Source organism: Streptomyces capoamus (genome assembly GCF_014654935.1).
In the GTDB taxonomy this organism is placed as follows: Bacteria; Actinomycetota; Actinomycetes; order Streptomycetales; family Streptomycetaceae; genus Streptomyces; species Streptomyces capoamus.
In genome coordinates this window covers 1-16546 of sequence record NZ_BNBF01000004.1, presented here as the reverse complement: position 1 = coordinate 16546, position 16546 = coordinate 1, and the positions used below count along the sequence as shown (strand labels likewise).

The 16546-nt window shown below is 75.4% G+C and carries 11 protein-coding genes and 1 pseudogene; 6 read left to right on the top strand and 6 right to left on the bottom strand.

Annotation, left to right across the window (positions count from 1 at the left end):
* Positions 1 to 15 precede the first annotated feature (15 nt).
* Together IE312_RS08215 and IE312_RS08210 are read left to right on the top strand one after the other, a co-directional pair.
* Positions 16 to 369: a hypothetical protein gene (locus tag IE312_RS08215; RefSeq protein WP_189979811.1), complete on the top strand. Its 354-nt coding sequence runs from the start codon at positions 16 to 18 to the stop codon at positions 367 to 369.
* Between the two features lie 17 nt (positions 370 to 386).
* Positions 387 to 1475: a lytic polysaccharide monooxygenase gene (locus IE312_RS08210; protein WP_189979809.1), complete on the top strand. Its 1089-nt coding sequence runs from the start codon at positions 387 to 389 to the stop codon at positions 1473 to 1475.
* 78 nt (positions 1476 to 1553) lie between these two features.
* On the opposite strand, the gene IE312_RS08205 is transcribed toward IE312_RS08210, so the two are convergent.
* Complete coding sequence (locus IE312_RS08205; protein ID WP_189979807.1) at positions 1554 to 2789, bottom strand: epoxide hydrolase family protein; 1236 nt, start codon at positions 2787 to 2789, stop codon at positions 1554 to 1556.
* A 144-nt stretch (positions 2790 to 2933) separates the two neighbouring features.
* Positions 2934 to 5075, bottom strand: coding sequence for an FUSC family protein (locus tag IE312_RS08200; protein WP_229899323.1), 2142 nt, complete (start codon positions 5073 to 5075; stop codon positions 2934 to 2936).
* 262 nt (positions 5076 to 5337) lie between these two features.
* Here IE312_RS08200 and helR point away from each other — a divergent pair, with 262 nt between their 5' ends.
* Positions 5338 to 7509, top strand: a complete 2172-nt coding sequence (gene helR, locus IE312_RS08195; RefSeq protein WP_189979805.1) for an RNA polymerase recycling motor ATPase HelR — start codon at positions 5338 to 5340, stop codon at positions 7507 to 7509.
* Here the strand turns inward: helR and IE312_RS08190 are convergent.
* Together IE312_RS08190 and IE312_RS43765 are read right to left on the bottom strand one after the other, a co-directional pair.
* The gene (locus IE312_RS08190; protein WP_189979803.1) at positions 7496 to 8386 is read right to left on the bottom strand and encodes an NlpC/P60 family protein; all 891 of its coding nucleotides are present in this window, start codon (positions 8384 to 8386) and stop codon (positions 7496 to 7498) included. The two genes, helR and IE312_RS08190, sit on opposite strands and share 14 nt — an antisense overlap.
* Positions 8387 to 8537: 151 nt before the next feature.
* Positions 8538 to 12695, bottom strand: coding sequence for an nSTAND1 domain-containing NTPase (locus tag IE312_RS43765; protein WP_440862347.1), 4158 nt, complete (start codon positions 12693 to 12695; stop codon positions 8538 to 8540).
* Positions 12696 to 12984: 289 nt separating this feature from the next.
* Between IE312_RS43765 and IE312_RS08180 the strand changes: the two genes are divergently transcribed.
* On the top strand, positions 12985 to 13641 hold the full coding sequence (locus IE312_RS08180) for a maleylpyruvate isomerase N-terminal domain-containing protein (RefSeq protein WP_189979801.1): 657 nt from the start codon (positions 12985 to 12987) through the stop codon (positions 13639 to 13641).
* Between the two features lie 94 nt (positions 13642 to 13735).
* A complete protein-coding gene (locus IE312_RS08175; protein WP_189979799.1) occupies positions 13736 to 14413 on the top strand; it encodes a hypothetical protein in 678 nt (225 codons plus the stop codon).
* Between the two features lie 19 nt (positions 14414 to 14432).
* Here IE312_RS08175 and IE312_RS08170 read toward each other — a convergent pair whose 3' ends face one another.
* Entirely contained in the window at positions 14433 to 15329 is an 897-nt protein-coding gene (locus tag IE312_RS08170) for an NAD(P)-dependent oxidoreductase (protein WP_189979797.1), read from the bottom strand.
* A gap of 268 nt (positions 15330 to 15597) precedes the next feature.
* On the opposite strand from IE312_RS08170, the gene cpt reads away from it, so the two are divergent.
* The gene (gene cpt / locus IE312_RS08165; RefSeq protein ID WP_189980316.1) at positions 15598 to 16119 is read left to right on the top strand and encodes a chloramphenicol phosphotransferase CPT; all 522 of its coding nucleotides are present in this window, start codon (positions 15598 to 15600) and stop codon (positions 16117 to 16119) included.
* A gap of 115 nt (positions 16120 to 16234) precedes the next feature.
* On the opposite strand, the pseudogene IE312_RS08160 reads toward cpt, so the two are convergent.
* Positions 16235 to 16546 (bottom strand): annotated as a pseudogene (locus IE312_RS08160) (CPBP family intramembrane glutamic endopeptidase); the annotation flags it as partial.

The following is a 16546-nucleotide window of genomic DNA, read 5'->3' as shown; positions in this document are numbered from 1 at the left end:
GCACGAGGAGGACACATGGCACAGCCCGCCCGCCGAGCGAGCGCACCCCGACCGGACCGGGCGCGCCGCGGGCGCCGGGCGGCTCCGTCGGCCGCGGCGCTCGCCGCCCTGTCCCTGGGCCTGGCGGGGCAGCTCACCGCGCAGCCCGCGGCCGCCGCGCGGAGCCACCTCGGCAACCCGTTCGCCGGCGCCCCGCTCGCCGGGCACCGGTTCCCCGAGCAGTTCGCGCTGCTCGTGCGGGCCGCCTGCCCGGCCGTGCCCCCGGGTGGCGGCACCGCGCACCGACACCACGTACAGCGACGCCCCGGCGGCCGAAGCGCCTTCCCCGGTACGGAGACCGCCGCGGGCGCACCTGCTCGCCCGATGTGAACCGAAAGGAGCGGAACGTGGCTCGACGCAACAGACTGATGCCGGCGGCAGCGGCCCTGTCTACGCTGCTCGCGGCGCTCGCCCTGACCCTGCTGGGACAGAGCAGCGCGCAGGCCCACGGGGTCGCGATGCTGCCCGGATCCCGGACCTACCTGTGCTACCTGGACGCGCGCACGACGACCGGCGCCCTGGACCCGACCAACCCGGCGTGCCGGGACGCGCTGGCCCAGAGCGGTGCGACGGCGCTGTACAACTGGTTCGCCGTGCTCGACTCCCACGCGGGCGGCCGGGGCGCCGGTTACGTCCCGGACGGCACCCTGTGCAGTGCGGGCGACCGGTCCCCGTACGACTTCCGCGCCTACAACGCGGCCCGCGCGGACTGGCCACGGACCCATCTGACCAGCGGGGCGACCATCCAGGCCCAGTACAGCAACTGGGCGGCGCACCCGGGCGACTTCCGGGTGTACGTCACCAAGCAGGGCTGGTCACCGTCCTCCACCCTGCACTGGGCCGACCTGGAGCTGATCCAGACGGTGAGCAATCCCCCGCAGCAGGGGTCGCCGGGCACCGACGGCGGCCACTACTCCTGGGACCTGAAGCTGCCTCCCGGGCGGTCCGGTGACGCCCTGCTCTTCATCCAGTGGGTCCGCTCCGACAGCCAGGAGAACTTCTTCTCCTGCTCCGACATCGTCTTCGACGGCGGCCACGGCGAGGTCACGGGAATCCGCGGCTCCGGCAGCACACCGACGCCCACCCCGACCCCCACGCCGACGGATCCGCACACCGGCTCCTGCATGGCCGCCTACTCCGTGGTGAACTCCTGGAACGGCGGCTTCCAGGCCTCCGTCGAGGTCATGAACCACGGCACGGCACCGCTCGACGGCTGGGCCGTGTCCTGGCGGCCCGCGGCGGGCACCAGGATCAGCAGCCTGTGGAACGGCTCGCAGTCGACCGCCGCCGACGGCACGGTCACGGTCCGCAACGCGGACCACAACCGGACCGTGCCCGCCGGCGGCAGCGTCACCTTCGGCTTCACCGCCACCTCGACCGGCGACGAGGTACCCGCCGGTCCGATCGGCTGCGTCACGGCACAGGGCACCACCTGACAACACCGGACGTGCCGCATCCCCGGGCCGTCCCGGGGAGGCGGCCCAGTCGCGCGGCCCCCGTACACCCGGCTGGTGTCAGGGCCTGAGGCCGCGGAAGGTGCGGCGCAGGTCGCTCACCCAGGCGTCGGGGTTCTCCCAGGGGATGAAGTGGCCGCCGTGGTCGTGGGCGTTGACGTTGACGTGGTGGAACCAGTCGGCCTGCGGGCCGGTCCGGAACGCCCGGACGCGCTCGTCGGCGGTGTGGATGCCGGGCGGGTTCTCGAACGTGACGAGGGTGATGCCGGCCGGGGCCTGCACGACCGGGGTGCGGTCGTGGGCGGGGGTCCAGGGGTAGCGGTTGGCGTTGGCGTAGTAACGCATCGACGTGGCGATGGAGTTGTTCACCCAGTAGATCGTGGCGTGGGTGAGCAGGTCGTCCGGGGTGAAGACGGACGTGAGGTCGCCGCCGTGGTCGCTCCAGGCGTCCCAGCGCTCGAGCAGCCAGGCGAGCAGTCCGGCGGGTGAGTCGCTCAGCCCGTGGGCCAGGGTGGCGCCGTCGAGCATGTGCACGGCGAGGTGGGACGCGAAGCGGCGGTCCAGCTCCAGGGCGCGGTCGCGGACGTCGGCCGGCTGATCGTCGGTGAGGGGCCGGTTCCGGGCGAAGTCCCAGGCGCGGGGACCGTTGAGGAAGTCCAGCGGCGTGCCGGAGCCGATGTGGATGCCGTACAGCTCGTCGGCGTACTTGTGGCCGAGCTGGCTGGTGACGAGCCCGCCGATGTCGCAGCCGCCGGCGGCGTACTTGCGGTGCCCCAGGGTCTCGGTCATCAGCAGGTGCCAGAGGTCGGCGACCTTCCAGAAGTTGACGTCCGGGAAGCCGGTGAGCGGGCCGGGGAAACCGAAGCCGGGCAGGGACGGCACGATGACGTCGAAGGCGTCGGCGGGGTCGCCGCCGAACGCGGCCGGGTCGGCGAGCGGGTCGATCACCTTCGACCAGTGCCAGAACGTCCACGGCCAGCCGTGGGTGAGGATCAGCGGGATCGGGCGGGGACCGCGGCCGGGCTTGCGCAGGAAGTGCACCGGGACGCCTGCCACGTCCGCCCGGTAGTGCTCGTACACGTTGAGGGCGGCCTCGGCCTTGCGCCAGTCGTAGCCGTCCCGCCAGTAGGCGACCAGCTCGCCGAGACGGCCGGCCGGGACACCGTAGGACCCGTCCCCGTTGCCCTCGTCCAGCGGCGGGCGGGTCAGCCCGAGGCGGATCCGCAGATCGTCGAGGACCTCGTCGGGCACGTGGATCGGGGCGGGCTCCAGGGGTAAGGCGTGCGGGGCGGTCATGGCGTGATTCCTTCCGGCTGGGAGCGGACGGCAGAACGTTCGCACATCCGCCCCGGAGCCGTGCGTGCGGGTGCGCTCCCGGCGCCCGGTCCCGGTCCGCCGGTGTCGGCGTTCGGGAGCGGCACGCGGACCTCCGGCCCGCCGCTAGGCCGGGCGGTCCGGTGGGCGGGCGATGCGGGTCAGGTCGGTCATCAGGGAGTTGAGCCAGGCCACGGTCGCGTAGTAGCGCCGGGGGGCGCCGGGCGGCTCGGCCGCGAAACCGTCGAGGGCCGGGTCGAGGAGCGGGGTCGTCGCGGCCGGGGTGTCGTCCCCCGGGTCCAGTGCGGCCGAGACCAGCAGCATCCGTCCCGCCACCCGCTCCCCCAGCACCCCGGCCGACTCGGCGGCCCCCGGACCGAGCGGGGCCGGCGACGGCTCCAGCAGACGGGCCGATCCCCACAGCGTGTGGTGCCCGGCGATCAGCGTGGCCTGCCAGTCGACCGGGGGCGGCCGCGGACCGCGTCCCCTGCCGCCGAAGGGCGCCGGTTCGCTCTGCAGCTGGGCGTACGCCGACTCCGCGAGGACGACGGCCCGTTCCAGCGACCGGTACCCCGGCGCACCCGTCGGCACCGCCGCCGTGCCGCCCGCCACCGAGGCACTGGTCGCGACGACGATCTCCGCGGCCCTGCGCAGCAGGTCCGCCGCCGCACGGCGCAGCTCGTCATGGGCGCCACGGGGCCAGGCCAGCACACCGAAGACGGCGCCGATCGCACTGCCCACCAGTACGTCCAGCACCCTGACCTCCGCCAGCCGCCAGGTCGGCTGCGCCAGCTGGGCGAAGACGAACGCGACCAGCACGGTGAACAGTCCCTGCGCCCACCCCACACCCCGGACCGGGCCCAGGGTGAAGGCGGCCAGCATCCACACCGGCAGCAGGACGGCGTACACGGCGGTGTCGGACCCGACCATGATCAGCACGCCCGCGCTGACCAGGGCCCCGGCCAGGGTGCCCGCGAGCGCCAGGCGGATGGTGCTCCAGGTCTCGCCCAGGGTGGTCCGGGTCAGGGTGAGGGTCGCCAGCATCGCCCAGAAGCCGTGCGGCAGCGTGTCCACCCCGGCCACCAGCCGGACGGCCGTCAGGGCCAGCGCCATGCGCACCGCGTTCTGGAAGAACACCGACCGGCGTCCGGCGTGGCCGCGCGCCCGGTGCCACCACAGCAGCGGGGCCGGGACCCTGGCGTACCAGAAGCGGCGCGGCGGCAGGTCCGCCGTGGCGTGCCGGCCCCGCACCGCCAGATCGGCCGCCGCCCCCATCGCCAGCGCCGCGTCCGCGGCCTCCAGCACGGCGGCGTGGCAGCGCAGCACGGCGGGCGGAGGACCGCCGCCGGAAACCGGGCCGGCGGACCCGGCGGACAGGCGGGCGCGTGCCGCGGCCAGTTCCCGCAGCCGGGCCGCGGGGGACGCCTGCGCCCGCAGACAGGCCGCGGTCGCCCCGGCCAGCTCCGCCACGGCCCGCAGCACCGCGCTCACCTCGGGTGCCGTGTCCCGTCCCCGTACGGCGGGCAGCTGCACGAGTCTGCCGAGCAGGGTGCGGACGGCCAGGCCGGTGTGAGTGAGGGCGCGGTCGCGCACGCCGGGGCCGGCCGGGCGCTCGGCCTCGGGCACGTTGAGCGGGCGCAGCGACTGTCCTGCCTCCTGCGCCACCCGGCGGTCCGCGTCGGTCAGGGCGGCGGGGGCGGAGGCGAGCCGCGCCGCCCACCGCTCGGCGACCAGCGCCGCACGCGCGGCCCGCTCCCGGTAGGGCGCGGGAGCCGGCTCGCGGAAGAGCAGCGCCTCGGCGGCGATGAACAGGACCGCGCCCGTGGTCGTTCCGGTCAGCCGGTCGCCGAGCGAACCGGGGTCGTACGGCGGGAAGGACGGCAGGATGTAGAGGAGTTGCAGGCCCGGCGCCGCCCCCGCCGGGCGCGGTCCGCCGACGGCGCAGAAGGCCAGTGTGAAGCCGACGACCAGCATGCCGGCGACCGCGGTCCAGGTGCGCACCGACAGCCAGGTGCCGGCGGCCACCAGCACCCAGCACACCGGCAGCAGGCGCGTCATGAACGCGGCGCGTTGCCGGCCGGTGCCGGGGATCCTGGACAGTCCGCCCAGGGCCACCACGGTGAACAGGGCGTAGGTGGCCGCCACGGGGCGGTCGAGGCCGTAGCGGAAGGGGTAGAAGCCGGCCGCCGCGACCAGGGTCACGCGCAGCGCACGACGGCCGGAGGCGGCGTAGGCCGCGGGCAGCCGGGCACGTCCTGGACCCCACACCCCTACAGAATCACCCAGCCCCGCGGGTCCGGCACCTTGCCGCGGGGGGGACAGTACGGGGAGAGCGAGGAGAGCGAGGAGGGGAGAACAGCGAAGGCAAGGAGTCACCCACTCCTTGCCACTCTCAACGTATAGCGCACGGGGGGGCTTGCGGCAAGGCCCCCGTCGTCCCGCACAATTGCCGGCCGAGGCCAGAAGCTGCCGGAAACGGGGAATTCACCAGATGCATGCCCATATGTCGACGTACGAACCGCGTGGAGAGATGACACCACCCCTGACCACCAGCGCTTTCGCCCTCCCCGAGCGGCTCGCCGCGAAGGCCGACCCGACACTGATCGCCGAGGACGAGAGGCACTTCGCGGCCGTCGCCGAGTGCCTCGAGCAGTCGATCGCCGAGCTGACCGAGCGGCTCGACGCCGAACGCAGGGCGCCCGGCGGCCTGGGCCGGCAGGCGATGGACCGGGACGCGGAGATCCACCGGCTGACGGGTCGCCTGCGCACACTGCGCCGCTTCGGCCTGGACCTGTGCCTCGGGCGCATGGTCGGCGCGGACAGCTCCGAGCCGGTGTACGTCGGGCGGCTCGGCCTCACGGACAGCGCGGGCCGCCGGCTGCTGGTGGACTGGCGCTCGCCGGCCGCCGAGCCGTTCTTCGGAGCCACCCACGCCCACCCCATGGGGCTGGTCAGCCGCCGCAGGTACCGCTGGACCGACGGCCGCATCAGCGACTACTGGGACGAGGTGTTCACCCCGGACGGCCTGGTCGGTCACGCCGCGCTGGACGACCAGTCCGCCTTCATCGCCAGTCTGGGCGGCAACCGCTCGGCGCGGATGCGGGACGTGCTGGGCACCATCCAGGCCGACCAGGACGCCATCATCCGGGCGGGGTCCCGCGGCGCCCTCGTCGTCGACGGCGGCCCGGGCACCGGGAAGACGGTCGTCGCGCTGCACCGCTCCGCCTACCTCCTGCACGCGGACCCCCGGCTCGGTCACCGCCGGGGCGGCGTCCTGTTCGTCGGCCCGCACCGGCCGTACCTGTCCTACGTGTCCGACGTCCTGCCGAGCCTCGGGGAGGAGGGCGTGCAGACCTGCACCCTGCGCGACCTCGTCGCCGAGGGCGCCGGCGCGGCCGTCGAGAGCGACCCGGAGGTTGCCCGTCTGAAGGCGTCCGCGGACATGGTGAAGGCGGTCGAGAAGGCCGTCCGGTTCTACGAGGAGCCGCCCACCGAGGGGATGACGGTCACCACCCACTGGTCCGACATCCCGCTCACCCCCGGCGACTGGGCCGTGGCCTTCGAGGCGGCGGAGCCCGGTACTCCGCACAACGAGGCGCGCCACCAGGTCTGGGAGGAGCTGCTGACGATCCTGGCGGACAAGCACGAGGGTGACGCCCCGCCGGAGCTGCTGCGCAGGTCCCTGCGGCAGAACAGGGACCTCGTCACTGCGTTCCACCGGGCGTGGCCGCTGCTGGAGGCGGCCGATGTCGTCGGCGACCTGTGGACGGTACCCGCGTACCTGCGGATGTGCGCTCCCTGGCTGAGCCGGGACGAGGTCCGGCTGCTCCAGCGCCCCGAGGCCCAGGCCTGGACGGTGTCCGACCTGCCGGTCCTGGACGCGGCGCGCCAGCGGCTCGGCGACCCGGAAACGGCCCGGCGCAAGCGCCGGCAGGCGGCCGTCCTGGCCGCCCAGCGGGAGCGGATGGCGCAGGTGGTCGACAACCTGGTCGCGGCCGTGGCCGACTCCGGCGCCGACGGTGACGACGGCGAGGGCCTGGTGAGGATGCTGCGCGGCGAGGACGCCGAGGTCAGCCTGGTGGACGAGAGCGAGCTGGACACCGTGGACCCGGACCTGCTCGCCGGCCCGTTCGCGCACATCGTCGTGGACGAGGCGCAGGAACTGACCGACGCCGAGTGGCAGATGCTGCTGCTGCGGTGCCCGTCCCGCAGCTTCACCATCGTCGGGGACCGCGCCCAGGCCAGGCACGGTTTCACCGAGTCGTGGCGGGAACGGCTCGAACGGGTCGGGTTCGACCGGATCACCCTGGCCTCCCTCGGCGTCAACTACCGGACACCGCGGGAGATCATGACGGAGGCCGAGCCGGTCATCCGGGCGGTGCTCCCGGACGCCAACGTGCCGGCCTCCATCCGCGCCACCGGTACGCCCGTCGTCCACGGTCCGGTGTCGGACCTGCGTCCGGTGCTCGACACCTGGCTGGCGGCGCACACCGAGGGGATCGCCTGTGTCATCGGCGACCCCGCGTTCCGGCCGTCCCCCCGCGTCCGTTCCCTCTCCCCCGAGCTGGTGAAGGGCCTGGAGTTCGACCTGGTCGTCCTCGTCGACCCGGAGAAGTTCGGCGACGGCGTGCGGGGCGCGGTGGACCGCTATGTCGCGATGACCCGGGCCACCGGGCAGCTCGTGGTGCTCACGAGCGGCTGAGGGCGGCTCGGTCGGTGCACGCCGGCACGCCGTCCAGCCAGGCCGGGCCCTGGATGTAGATGTTGGTGACCCAGGCGCGGTAGTCGGGGAGGTAGGACCAGGCGTCGTTGGTGTAGCCCTCGGCGGTGACGGGTTCGGCGTGCTTCTGGCAGCCGACCCGGATCGTCGTGGGGCCGGGGAAGGCGTAGACGCGGGCGGCCCGGACGGAGGGCTGGGCCTTGGTCCAGACGCCGGTGCCCCAGGTGCGGTGGACGGGGCCCGCCACGGTGCCCGTCTCGACGCGGACGGCCCCGGCGTAGTCGCCGCCGAGGCGTACGTCGCTGACCATCAGCCTGGTCCCGGACTGCCGGGCCTCCACCATCCGGCCGGCGCCCAGGTAGAGGGCGATGTGGTGCAGATGGGCCGGCGTGCCGTAGGCGAGCAGGTCCCCGGGGCGCAGGGGGCCGAGGCCCTCGGCGGCGGTGAAGCGGTCCGCGGTGCGGTACGTGTAGTACTGGGCGCTCGCGTCGCCGTCGAGCAGGTCCGCGCCGGTGGCCCGGGCGTAGGCGTAGCGGACCAGGCCCGAGCAGTCGAAGCCGACGCGTTCGGGGTCGTGTTCGCTGGCCGGGTCGGTCGGGTCCACCGTGCCGTGGGTGGGGCCGGGCTGCGGGCCGTGGCCGCCGCCCCAGGTGTACCAGACGCCCGCCGCGACCTGGGCGCAGGCGGCGTCCACGGCCCGCTCGGCCGCGGCGCTCGCGCCCGGGGCGAGGACGCGGCAGTCGTCGGCCGCGGTCCGCGCCGGCCCGGGGTGCCAGACGGCGGCGGCCGCCGGCGAGGTGAGGAGGAGAGCTGTCAGCAGGGCGATGAGTGTGCCGATGGCGCCGGTTCGCCGCAGCATGCCGGTACCCCCGTTTCGTGGTCCGTGTGAGAGGTCGGTGCGGTCACCCAGCGTTCCGGGGGTGCGGCGGCCCGGTCGAGGAGGGCGCGCGGACCTCCTGCGACGGGCAACGGGAAACGCTCGGGAAACCCCGTCCGGGCAGGGCGGTCGCTCAGCGCCGTGGGCACGCGGAGGCGCCGGGGGCCGGTTCGCCGGGGAGCAGGGCGCGGCGCGTCGCCGGGTCCGTTGCCCGGTCCAGCCGGCAGATCTCGGCCAGCCGTGCACCGGTGTCCAGGTTCCACAGCCGTACCGTGCCGTCGGTGCCGCTGCTGGCGACGGTCCGCCCGTCGGGTGCGAAGGCCACGCCCCACACGGCGTCGGTGTGCCCGGAGAGCGCGGCCCACAGCCGCCGTCCGGGGACGTCCCACAGCCGTACCGTCCGGTCGTTGCCGCTGCTGGCGAGGAACCGGCCGTCCGGTGAGAAGGCGAGGCCGCGCACCGAGCCGGTGTGGCCGGTGAGCGTGCCGAGCTGCCGGTGCCGGGCCACGTCCCACAGCCGTACGGTGCCGTCGTTGCCCGAACTGGCCAGCGTGCGGCCGTCGGGGCTGAAGGCGACCCCGCGGACGGCGCCGGTGTGGCCGGTCAGCGTGGCCGGCCGGCGGCGCTCGCCCAGGTCCCACAGCCGTACCGTCAGGTCGTCGCCCGCGGAGGCCAGGGTGTGCCCGTCGGGGCTGAAGGCGACGCCGTCGACGAAGTCGGTGTGGCCGGTGAGGACGGCGAGCGGGCGGCGGCCGGGAACGTCCCAGAGGCGTACGGTGCGGTCGGCTCCGGCGGAGGCGAGCGTACGCCCGTCCGGGGCGAACGCCACCGAGAACACGACGCCGTGGTGGCCGTGCAGCACGGTGCGGGAACGGCGGGCCGCCGGGTCCCACAGCACGACCGTGCCGTCGGTGCCGGCCGAGGCCAGGGTGCGGCCGTCGGGGGCGAACGCCACGGTGGTGACGCCGCCGTCGCCGCCCGTCAGGGTCGTGGGCGTCCCGCGCCGCCGGGCCGGGTCCGGGTCCCACAGCCGTACGGTGCGGTCGGCGTCCGCGGTGGCCAGCAGCCGTCCGTCCGGGCGGTAGGCGACGGCGGAGACCGAGGTGAACGGGCGCGCGGCCAGGGTCCGGCCGCGCAGGTCCCACAGGACCACGGACTGGTCGAAACCGCCGGTGGCGAGGAGGGTGCCGGTGGGGTCGACCGCCACGGACATCACGTAGTCGGTGTGCCCGGTCAGGGAGGTGACGAGCCGTCCGCCGCGGACGTCCCACAGTCGGGTGGTGCCGTCCCCGCCCGCGCTGACGACGGTGGTGCCGTCGGGGGTGTAGGCGACGGCGTTGACGTCGTCGCTGTGACCGGTGAGCGTCGCCGTGGCGCGGTGGCCCGTGGTGTCCCACAGCCGGACGGTGCGGTCCACTCCCCCGCTGGCCAGGCCGTGGCCGTCGGGGGCGAAGGCCAGGCCGAGCACCCCGGCGGTGTGGCCGCGCAGCACGGCCCGCTGCCGGGCCCGGCCGGTGTCCCACAGCCGGACGGTGCGGTCGGTGCCGGCCGAGGCGAGGGTGCGGCCGTCCGGGGCGAAGGCGAGCGCGTCGACCTCGCCGGAGTGGCCGGTGAGGCGGGCCGTGCGGCGGGGGGTGCCGGCCGTGTCCCAGAGCTGGACGGTGCCGTCGTCGGCGGCGACGGCGAGGGTGCGGCCGCGCCGGGCGAAGGCCACCACGCGGGCCGCGCCGGTGCCGGGCAGCAGGGTGGCGGGGGCCGGGCGGGCCGGGGACCACAGCCGTACCGGCCCGTCGGTCGACGTGACCGCGAGGGTACGGCCGTCCGGGCCGAAGGCGAGGGAGCGGATCCGGCCCGGGACGGTGAGCGTCGCGGTCGTCCTGCGGTCGGTCAGGCGCCGCAGCCGGACCGTGCCGTCGGAGCTGCCGGTCGCCAGCAGGCGGCCGTCCGGCGCGAAGGCGACCGCGTTGACCGGTCCGCGGTGGCCGCCGAGGCGGGCCGCGAACGGCTCGGCCTGGGTGCTCAGCAGGGCTCCGCGGGTGGTGGCGGTGGGTTCGGTGCGGTACGCCTCGGCGGCGAGCAGCATGGACGCCTCGGGGCGGCCGCCGGCCAGCAGGGTCGAGCGGATGGCGAGGGCCTGGGAGCGGGCGAGGCGTTCCTGGGCCAGTGCGTCGGCGCGCTGCCGGTGGGCGATGCCGCCGGCCGCCAGGGCGCAGCCCAGCAGCACGACCAGGGTGGCGAGCAGGGCACGGCGCAGCCGGGTCTGACGCCGGGTCCGGCGCTGCCCGGCCGCCTCCTCCGCCTGGCTGGCGCGCAGGAACGCCTCCTCGGCGGGGCCCAGCGGGCCGAGGCCGTCCGTGTCCGCCGCCCAGGAGCGTACGGTGTCCAGGCGCGTGCCGCGGTAGAGCGCCGACGGGTCACGGCCCTCGCGTTCCCATGCGGCCGCCGCGTGGGCCAGCCGCTGGCGGACGAGCAGGCCGGCCCGGTCCGCGCCGATCCAGTCCCGCAGTCGCGGCCAGCGGTGCAGCAGGGCTTCGTGGGTGATCTCCACGCTGTGGCTGTCGACGGTGAGGAGCCGGGCGCGGACGAACACGTCGAGCGCGGTGTCGGCGCCCTCCGCGTCAGCCAGTTGTGTCATCAGCGCGGCGCGGCCGGCCCGGCGCCGGGTGGCGCCGTTTCCGTCGGAGACCTGCACCAGCCGGGAGAGGATGCGCCGGATGGTCCGCTGTTCGGCGGGATACAGCTGGGCGAAGGCGTCCTCGGCGGTACGGGCCACGGCTCCCTGGATGCCGCCGGTGCTCTCGTACCCGGCGACGGTCAGCGTGTCCGCCTCGCGCCGGCGCCAGGTGGCCAGCAGGGCGTGGGAGACCAGCGGGAGCGCGCCCGGGGGGACGCCGTGGGCGGCCGTTCCGCCGGTCAGTCCGGCGTCCCGCAGCAGCAGCGGGACGAGACCGGGGTCGAGGGTGAGACCGGCGAGTGCGGCGGGGCGGGTGATGGACTCGACCAGCTCCGCCGTGGTCATCGGGGGCAGGACGTGGAGGCCGTCGGTGAAGACGGCGGCGAGTTCGGGCAGGTCGAGGCAGCGTCCGGAGAAGTCGGCGCGCACCCCGAGGACGACCACCGCGGGGTCGTGGCCGGGTGACGGCGGGGGCGCGGCCAGCGCGCACAGCACGCGGGCGTAGGTGCGCCGTTCGCGGTCGTCGGCGCAGAGGGTGAACAGTTCCTCGAACTGGTCGACGAGCAGGACGAGCCGGGGCGGTGGCGGCGGCCGGCGGTCGGCGGGGGGCGCGTCCGCGCGGTCGCGGACGGCGGCCAGCAGGGCTTCGGGCCGCTCGCCCAGTCGGGCCGCGGTGAGGTCCAGGTCGCCGCCGAGCACCTTGGCGGTGCGCTCCAGCAGTTCGTCCACCGGATGTGCGGTGGGGGTGAGGGTGACGACGGGCCAGCGTTCGGCGCCGGCCATCGGGAAGCCGCCGGGCCGCCGCAGGGCGGGCACCAGACCGGCGTTGAGCAGCGAGGACTTGCCCGCGCCCGAGGGGGCGACGAGCAGCAGCGGTCCCTTGCCGACCCTGTCGAAGACCCGTTCGAGGAGGGCGGCCGTGGCCCGCTCCCGGCCGAAGTAGAGTCCGGCGTCCCGCGGGGTGAACGCCGACAGGCCCGGGTACGGGCAGGCGGGGCCGGTGACATCGTTGCCGTCGGCGGGTTCCGCGCCGCGCGGTGGTACGACCAGACGCAGCAACGCGCCGTCGGCGCCCAGGATCTGGTCGCAGCGGCGGGCCACGTCGGCGGTCGCGCGTTTCGCGCCGGTCTCGATCTTGCTGAGGTATCCCTTGCTGTAGTGCGTCTGTCTGGCCAGGTCGGCCAGGGACAGTCCGCGCTGCTGCCTCAGTCGTCGTAGCTGTGCGGGGAAGGGGGTGTGGTCGGCACCGTCCCGCCCCCGTCGTTCTCGTTCCGGTTGCCGGTGTCGGCTCCGTGTTGCGGCTCCCCCAAGGCGTCCCCCATGGCAAGCGTGCCCAGGCCGTGAGACGGCGGGAGCCCAGGCTACTGCCGGGGTGTGACAGGTGGCCCAGCCATGCGTGCCAAGTGGCCGAAAAAAGGCTCCCGGAACCGCGGCGGCGGTTCCGGGAGCCTCCCCCGTGGTGTCCCCGGCCGGCCGCCGGTGGGGTGCGGCGGGCCGTGGGCCTGCGGGCGTCCTGCCTACGGCCCTGGAGCCCTGCGGCGCTACGGCCCTACGGCTCCACGGCCGGTTCGGGGTGATGGAGTTGATCGGCGTGAGGTCGGCGTACTCGCTCCTCACGGTCGCCCCGCGCAGGCCCCGGGTCGACGGGTTTCCCGTCGCCCGTCACCGACCCGTCCGGGAAACCCCGCCTGACCAGCGGGAGCGGGGCAGATGGGCAACCGCGTGGTCCGCGCTCATCCGTCCTTCCCCGGGCCGTCACCCGCCACCGGGATCTGCCGGCCCGGGTGGAAGGGCAATTGGCCGGTGGTGAACGGACGGCCCGTTCGGCGTGCCCGGCCCTCCGGGACGAGCCGCAGGAGCGGCGGTATGCGGTGAAGTGCCGGGCGCGCGCTGCTAGTTTGCGTCGATGGACCTCTTCTCACGCTCGTGGGCGGCCTTGCGTGCGGCGGTCGCCGCACTCCCGGACGAGAGCTTCGCGCGGCCGTCCGGCTGTACGGGCTGGCTCGTCCGGGACCTGGTGTGCCATCTGGTCATCGACGCCCAGGACGTGCTGATCACTCTGGTGACGCCCACCACGGCGGAGGCGACGCGCGACGCGGTGACGTACTGGAACGTCACGGGCACCCCGCCGGCCGGCGACGACCCGCTGGACGCGCTGACCGTCCGGCTGGCCGCCGCGTACGGGGATCCCGGGCTGCTGAAGTTCCACCTCGCCGACGTCGGTTCGGCCGCCGGGCGCGCGGCGGAGCTGGCCGATCCCGGTCAGCGGGTCCGCACCCAGGACATGGTCCTCACCGCGGGCGAGTACCTCTCCGCGTACGTCCTGGAGTGGACCTTGCACCACCTGGACCTGATCGCGCACCTCCCCGGCGCCGTACGACCGCCCGTCGAGGGCCTCGCCCGGTCGCGCGCGATGCTGGAGGAGATCGCCGGGGCGCCCTTCCCCGGGGCGTGGCCCGACGAGCACGTCCTGCGCACCGGCACCGGCCGCCGGTCCCCGACCGACGCCGAGCGGACGGAACTGGGCGCCTTGACCGCGCGGCTTCCGCTCGTCCTCGGCTGAGCACGTCGGCGGGTTCCGCCGCCTCGCCAACGGTGGAAACGGGTTGACCCACCCGTATGATCCAGGTGTCGCACCGTCAGGAGCGGAGGGAAAGATGCCGGACAGCGCTGGGCCCGTCACCGAACTGGCCTCTCAGTACGTCAGCCAGGTGACCACCGACCTCGAACACAACCTCAAGGAGCAGGAGCGCATCGCGGCCGAGATCGCCGCGCTGCAGGAGCAGTTGACCACCCTGCAGCACGACCACGCCATCCTGCTCAGCATGCGGCAGGCGCTCGGCATCACCGCACCGACCGGCAGCGTGGTCGTGCCCTCCCCCCGGGAGAAGAGCGGTGGCACGCGGCGGACCGAAGCGAAGAAGCCGGGGGCGGCCAAGGCGCCGGCGGCCAGGCCGGCCACGGCCGGGACGGCGGCGAAGAAGCCGGCGACGAGGAAGAAGACGACGACGAAGGCCGTGAAGACGGCGGCGACGAAGGCGACTTCCGAGCCTGCCCGGCCCACGCTGGTCGAACTCGTCCGCCGGCACCTGGCGGAGCAGAACGAACCGCGCTCCGCCGCGGAGGTCACCGAGGCGCTGGGCCGGGCGCATCCGGAGCGCGGCGTGCAGACCAAGGTCGTACGCGCCACCCTGGAGAACCTCGTCGCCAGGAACGGCGCTCACCGCACCAAGCAGGGCTCGTCCGTCTTCTACAGCGTGCCCGGGGAGTCCGCGGAGCGAGCGGCCACGCATGCGGCGGCGGAGCCGACGGAGGGCACCGGCACCGGAACGTGACCGCACGCGCGGGGATCCGTCACGCGGACGGGCCGTCGCCGGGGTCGAAGCTGGCGAAGTAGGCGGCGGCCATGTCCTCGTCGGCGTGGCCCTGCTCGGCGGCACGCTCCAGGCGCGCGGCGCTCGCGGCGGCCACGTCCAGCCGCACGCCGTGCGCCTCGCCCGCCCGGACGATGAGCCGGGCGTCCTTGGCGGCCGTGGCCACCGCGAACTGGGGCGGGGTCAGCCGGTCGCCCAGGACGAGTTCGGCCTTGGCGTGCAGGTACCCCATGTCCAGCGGGCCGCCCGCGATCGCGTCGAAGAAGCCCTGCGGGTCCACGCCGAGCGCCTTCGCCAGGGCCAGCACCTCGCCCGTCGCGGCGGTGGCCGCGAGGACCCAGCTGTTGGCGACCAGCTTCAGCCGGGTCGCCGTGCCCGCCGCGCCGTCCTCCCCCGTCCACACAGTACGGGCCCCTACCGCGTCGAACACCGGGGTCACCGCGGCCCGGTGCTCGGCCGGGCCCGCCGCGAGGACGAGGAGCCGGCCGGCCTCGGCGGGCTCACGGGTGCCCAGCACCGGCGCGTCGAAGAAGACCAGGCCGTGGTCGCGGGCGAACGCGGCCAGGTCGCCGATGCCCTCGAGACCGGCGGTGGTGGACTGCGCCCAGGCGGCACCGGAGCGCAGCGCGGGGGCGGCCTCACGCATGACGTCCAGGGTGGCCGGGCCGTCGTAGAGCATGGTCAGGACGACGTCGGCGCCCTCGACGGCCTCGGCGGGCGAGCCGGTCACGTGTGCCCCGTCGGCGGCGAGGGGTTCGGCCTTGACGCGGGTGCGGTTCCAGGCGCGGACGGTGTGTCCGGCCCGCAGGAGGTTGCGGGCCATCGCGGCGCCCATGATGCCGGTGCCCAGGACACTCACGGTGAGCTTGTCGGTCATGACGTCAACTTCCTGAAGGGTGCGGTCGTTTGGCGGTGGCCACCCGGGGGGCCGTGGAGCGCCGGGCCGGTGCTGCCGGTGCGGTACGGCTCTCGGGTGCGCTCATGGGTGTGACGGTAGAACGCCGGTCCGTCGGTTCACCGGTGGGCGCGCCAGAGCCGCCCGGCACCGTCCCCGCGCCGTGACCGCGCCCGGGGCGGCCCCCGCAATTCGTTGTCCGCCGCGCCCGGGTGCTGCGTAGGGTGGCACGGTGGACAAGCGTATTCAGGTGATCCTACTCAACGGCGGTTCGAGCGCGGGGAAGTCCCGGATCGCGGGGTGCCTGCAGGAGGTACTGCCCGATCCCTGGCTGGCGTTCGGGATCGACTCGCTCGTGGACGCGCTGCCGCCGCGGCTGCGGGACGCGGACGGCGGGATCGAGTTCGCCGACGACGGCGGGGTGCTCGTCGGGGACGGCTTCCGGACCCTGGAGGCAGCCTGGATGGAGGGCGTCGCGGCGACGGCGCGGGCGGGTGCCGGAGTGATCGTGGACGACGTCTTCCTCGGCGGGGCGTCCTCCCAGCGGCGCTGGCGGGAGGCCCTGACCGGACTGGCCGTGCTGTGGGTCGGCGTCCGGTGCGATCCCGACGTCGCCGCGGAGCGCGAACTGGCCCGGGGGGACCGGCCCCATGGCATGGCGGCGGCCCAGGCCGAGCTGGTGCACCGGGGCGTGGCGTACGACCTGGAGGTGGACACCACCCGCACCGGGGCCTTGGTCTGTGCCCGGGCGGTCGCCGCCCGCGTCGGCTGACCCCGGCGCGCCGGCAGCCGGCCGGTGAGCGGCGCTCCTCGCGTCCCGGTACCGCACGGTCCACGCCCTGTGCACGGGCCCTGTGCACCGCCCGACGGCGGTTCCGGGCCGCGCCTCACGCATCGCCCGTGCCGTCTCCCCCGGCGGCCGGCGCGGCGGGCGGAGCGGCCGGACCGTGGCCCGGCCCGCCGGAGTACCCCGCCGGCTGCGAGGAGAAGGCGGCGCCGTCGGCGTACGGGCGGGCCGGCTGGAGGGCCGGCGGAAAGACCGGCGGCGGCACCGGCGGCACCGGCGCCGGCGCGGTGCGCTCCAGCCGCCGGCGGCGCAGCCACCAGACCACGGCCGCCGTGTACAGGGCGATGCCCACGACGTCCAGCGCGACCATCTGCCACGGCGCGTCGGCCGCGGTCTCGTCGCTGCTCAGCCC

Bases quoted from the DNA above. Each gene is read 5' to 3' on its own strand.
- IE312_RS08215 (WP_189979811.1), top strand. From the start codon at position 16: ATGGCACAGCCCGCCCGCCGAGCGAGCGCACCCCGACCGGACCGGGCG.
- IE312_RS08175 (WP_189979799.1), top strand. From the start codon at position 13,736: ATGCCGGACAGCGCTGGGCCCGTCACCGAACTGGCCTCTCAGTACGTC.
- IE312_RS08170 (WP_189979797.1), bottom strand. From the start codon at position 15,329: ATGACCGACAAGCTCACCGTGAGTGTCCTGGGCACCGGCATCATGGGC.
- IE312_RS08205 (WP_189979807.1), bottom strand. From the start codon at position 2,789: ATGACCGCCCCGCACGCCTTACCCCTGGAGCCCGCCCCGATCCACGTG.
- IE312_RS08180 (WP_189979801.1), top strand. From the start codon at position 12,985: ATGGACCTCTTCTCACGCTCGTGGGCGGCCTTGCGTGCGGCGGTCGCC.
- helR (WP_189979805.1), top strand. From the start codon at position 5,338: ATGACACCACCCCTGACCACCAGCGCTTTCGCCCTCCCCGAGCGGCTC.
- IE312_RS08190 (WP_189979803.1), bottom strand. From the start codon at position 8,386: ATGCTGCGGCGAACCGGCGCCATCGGCACACTCATCGCCCTGCTGACA.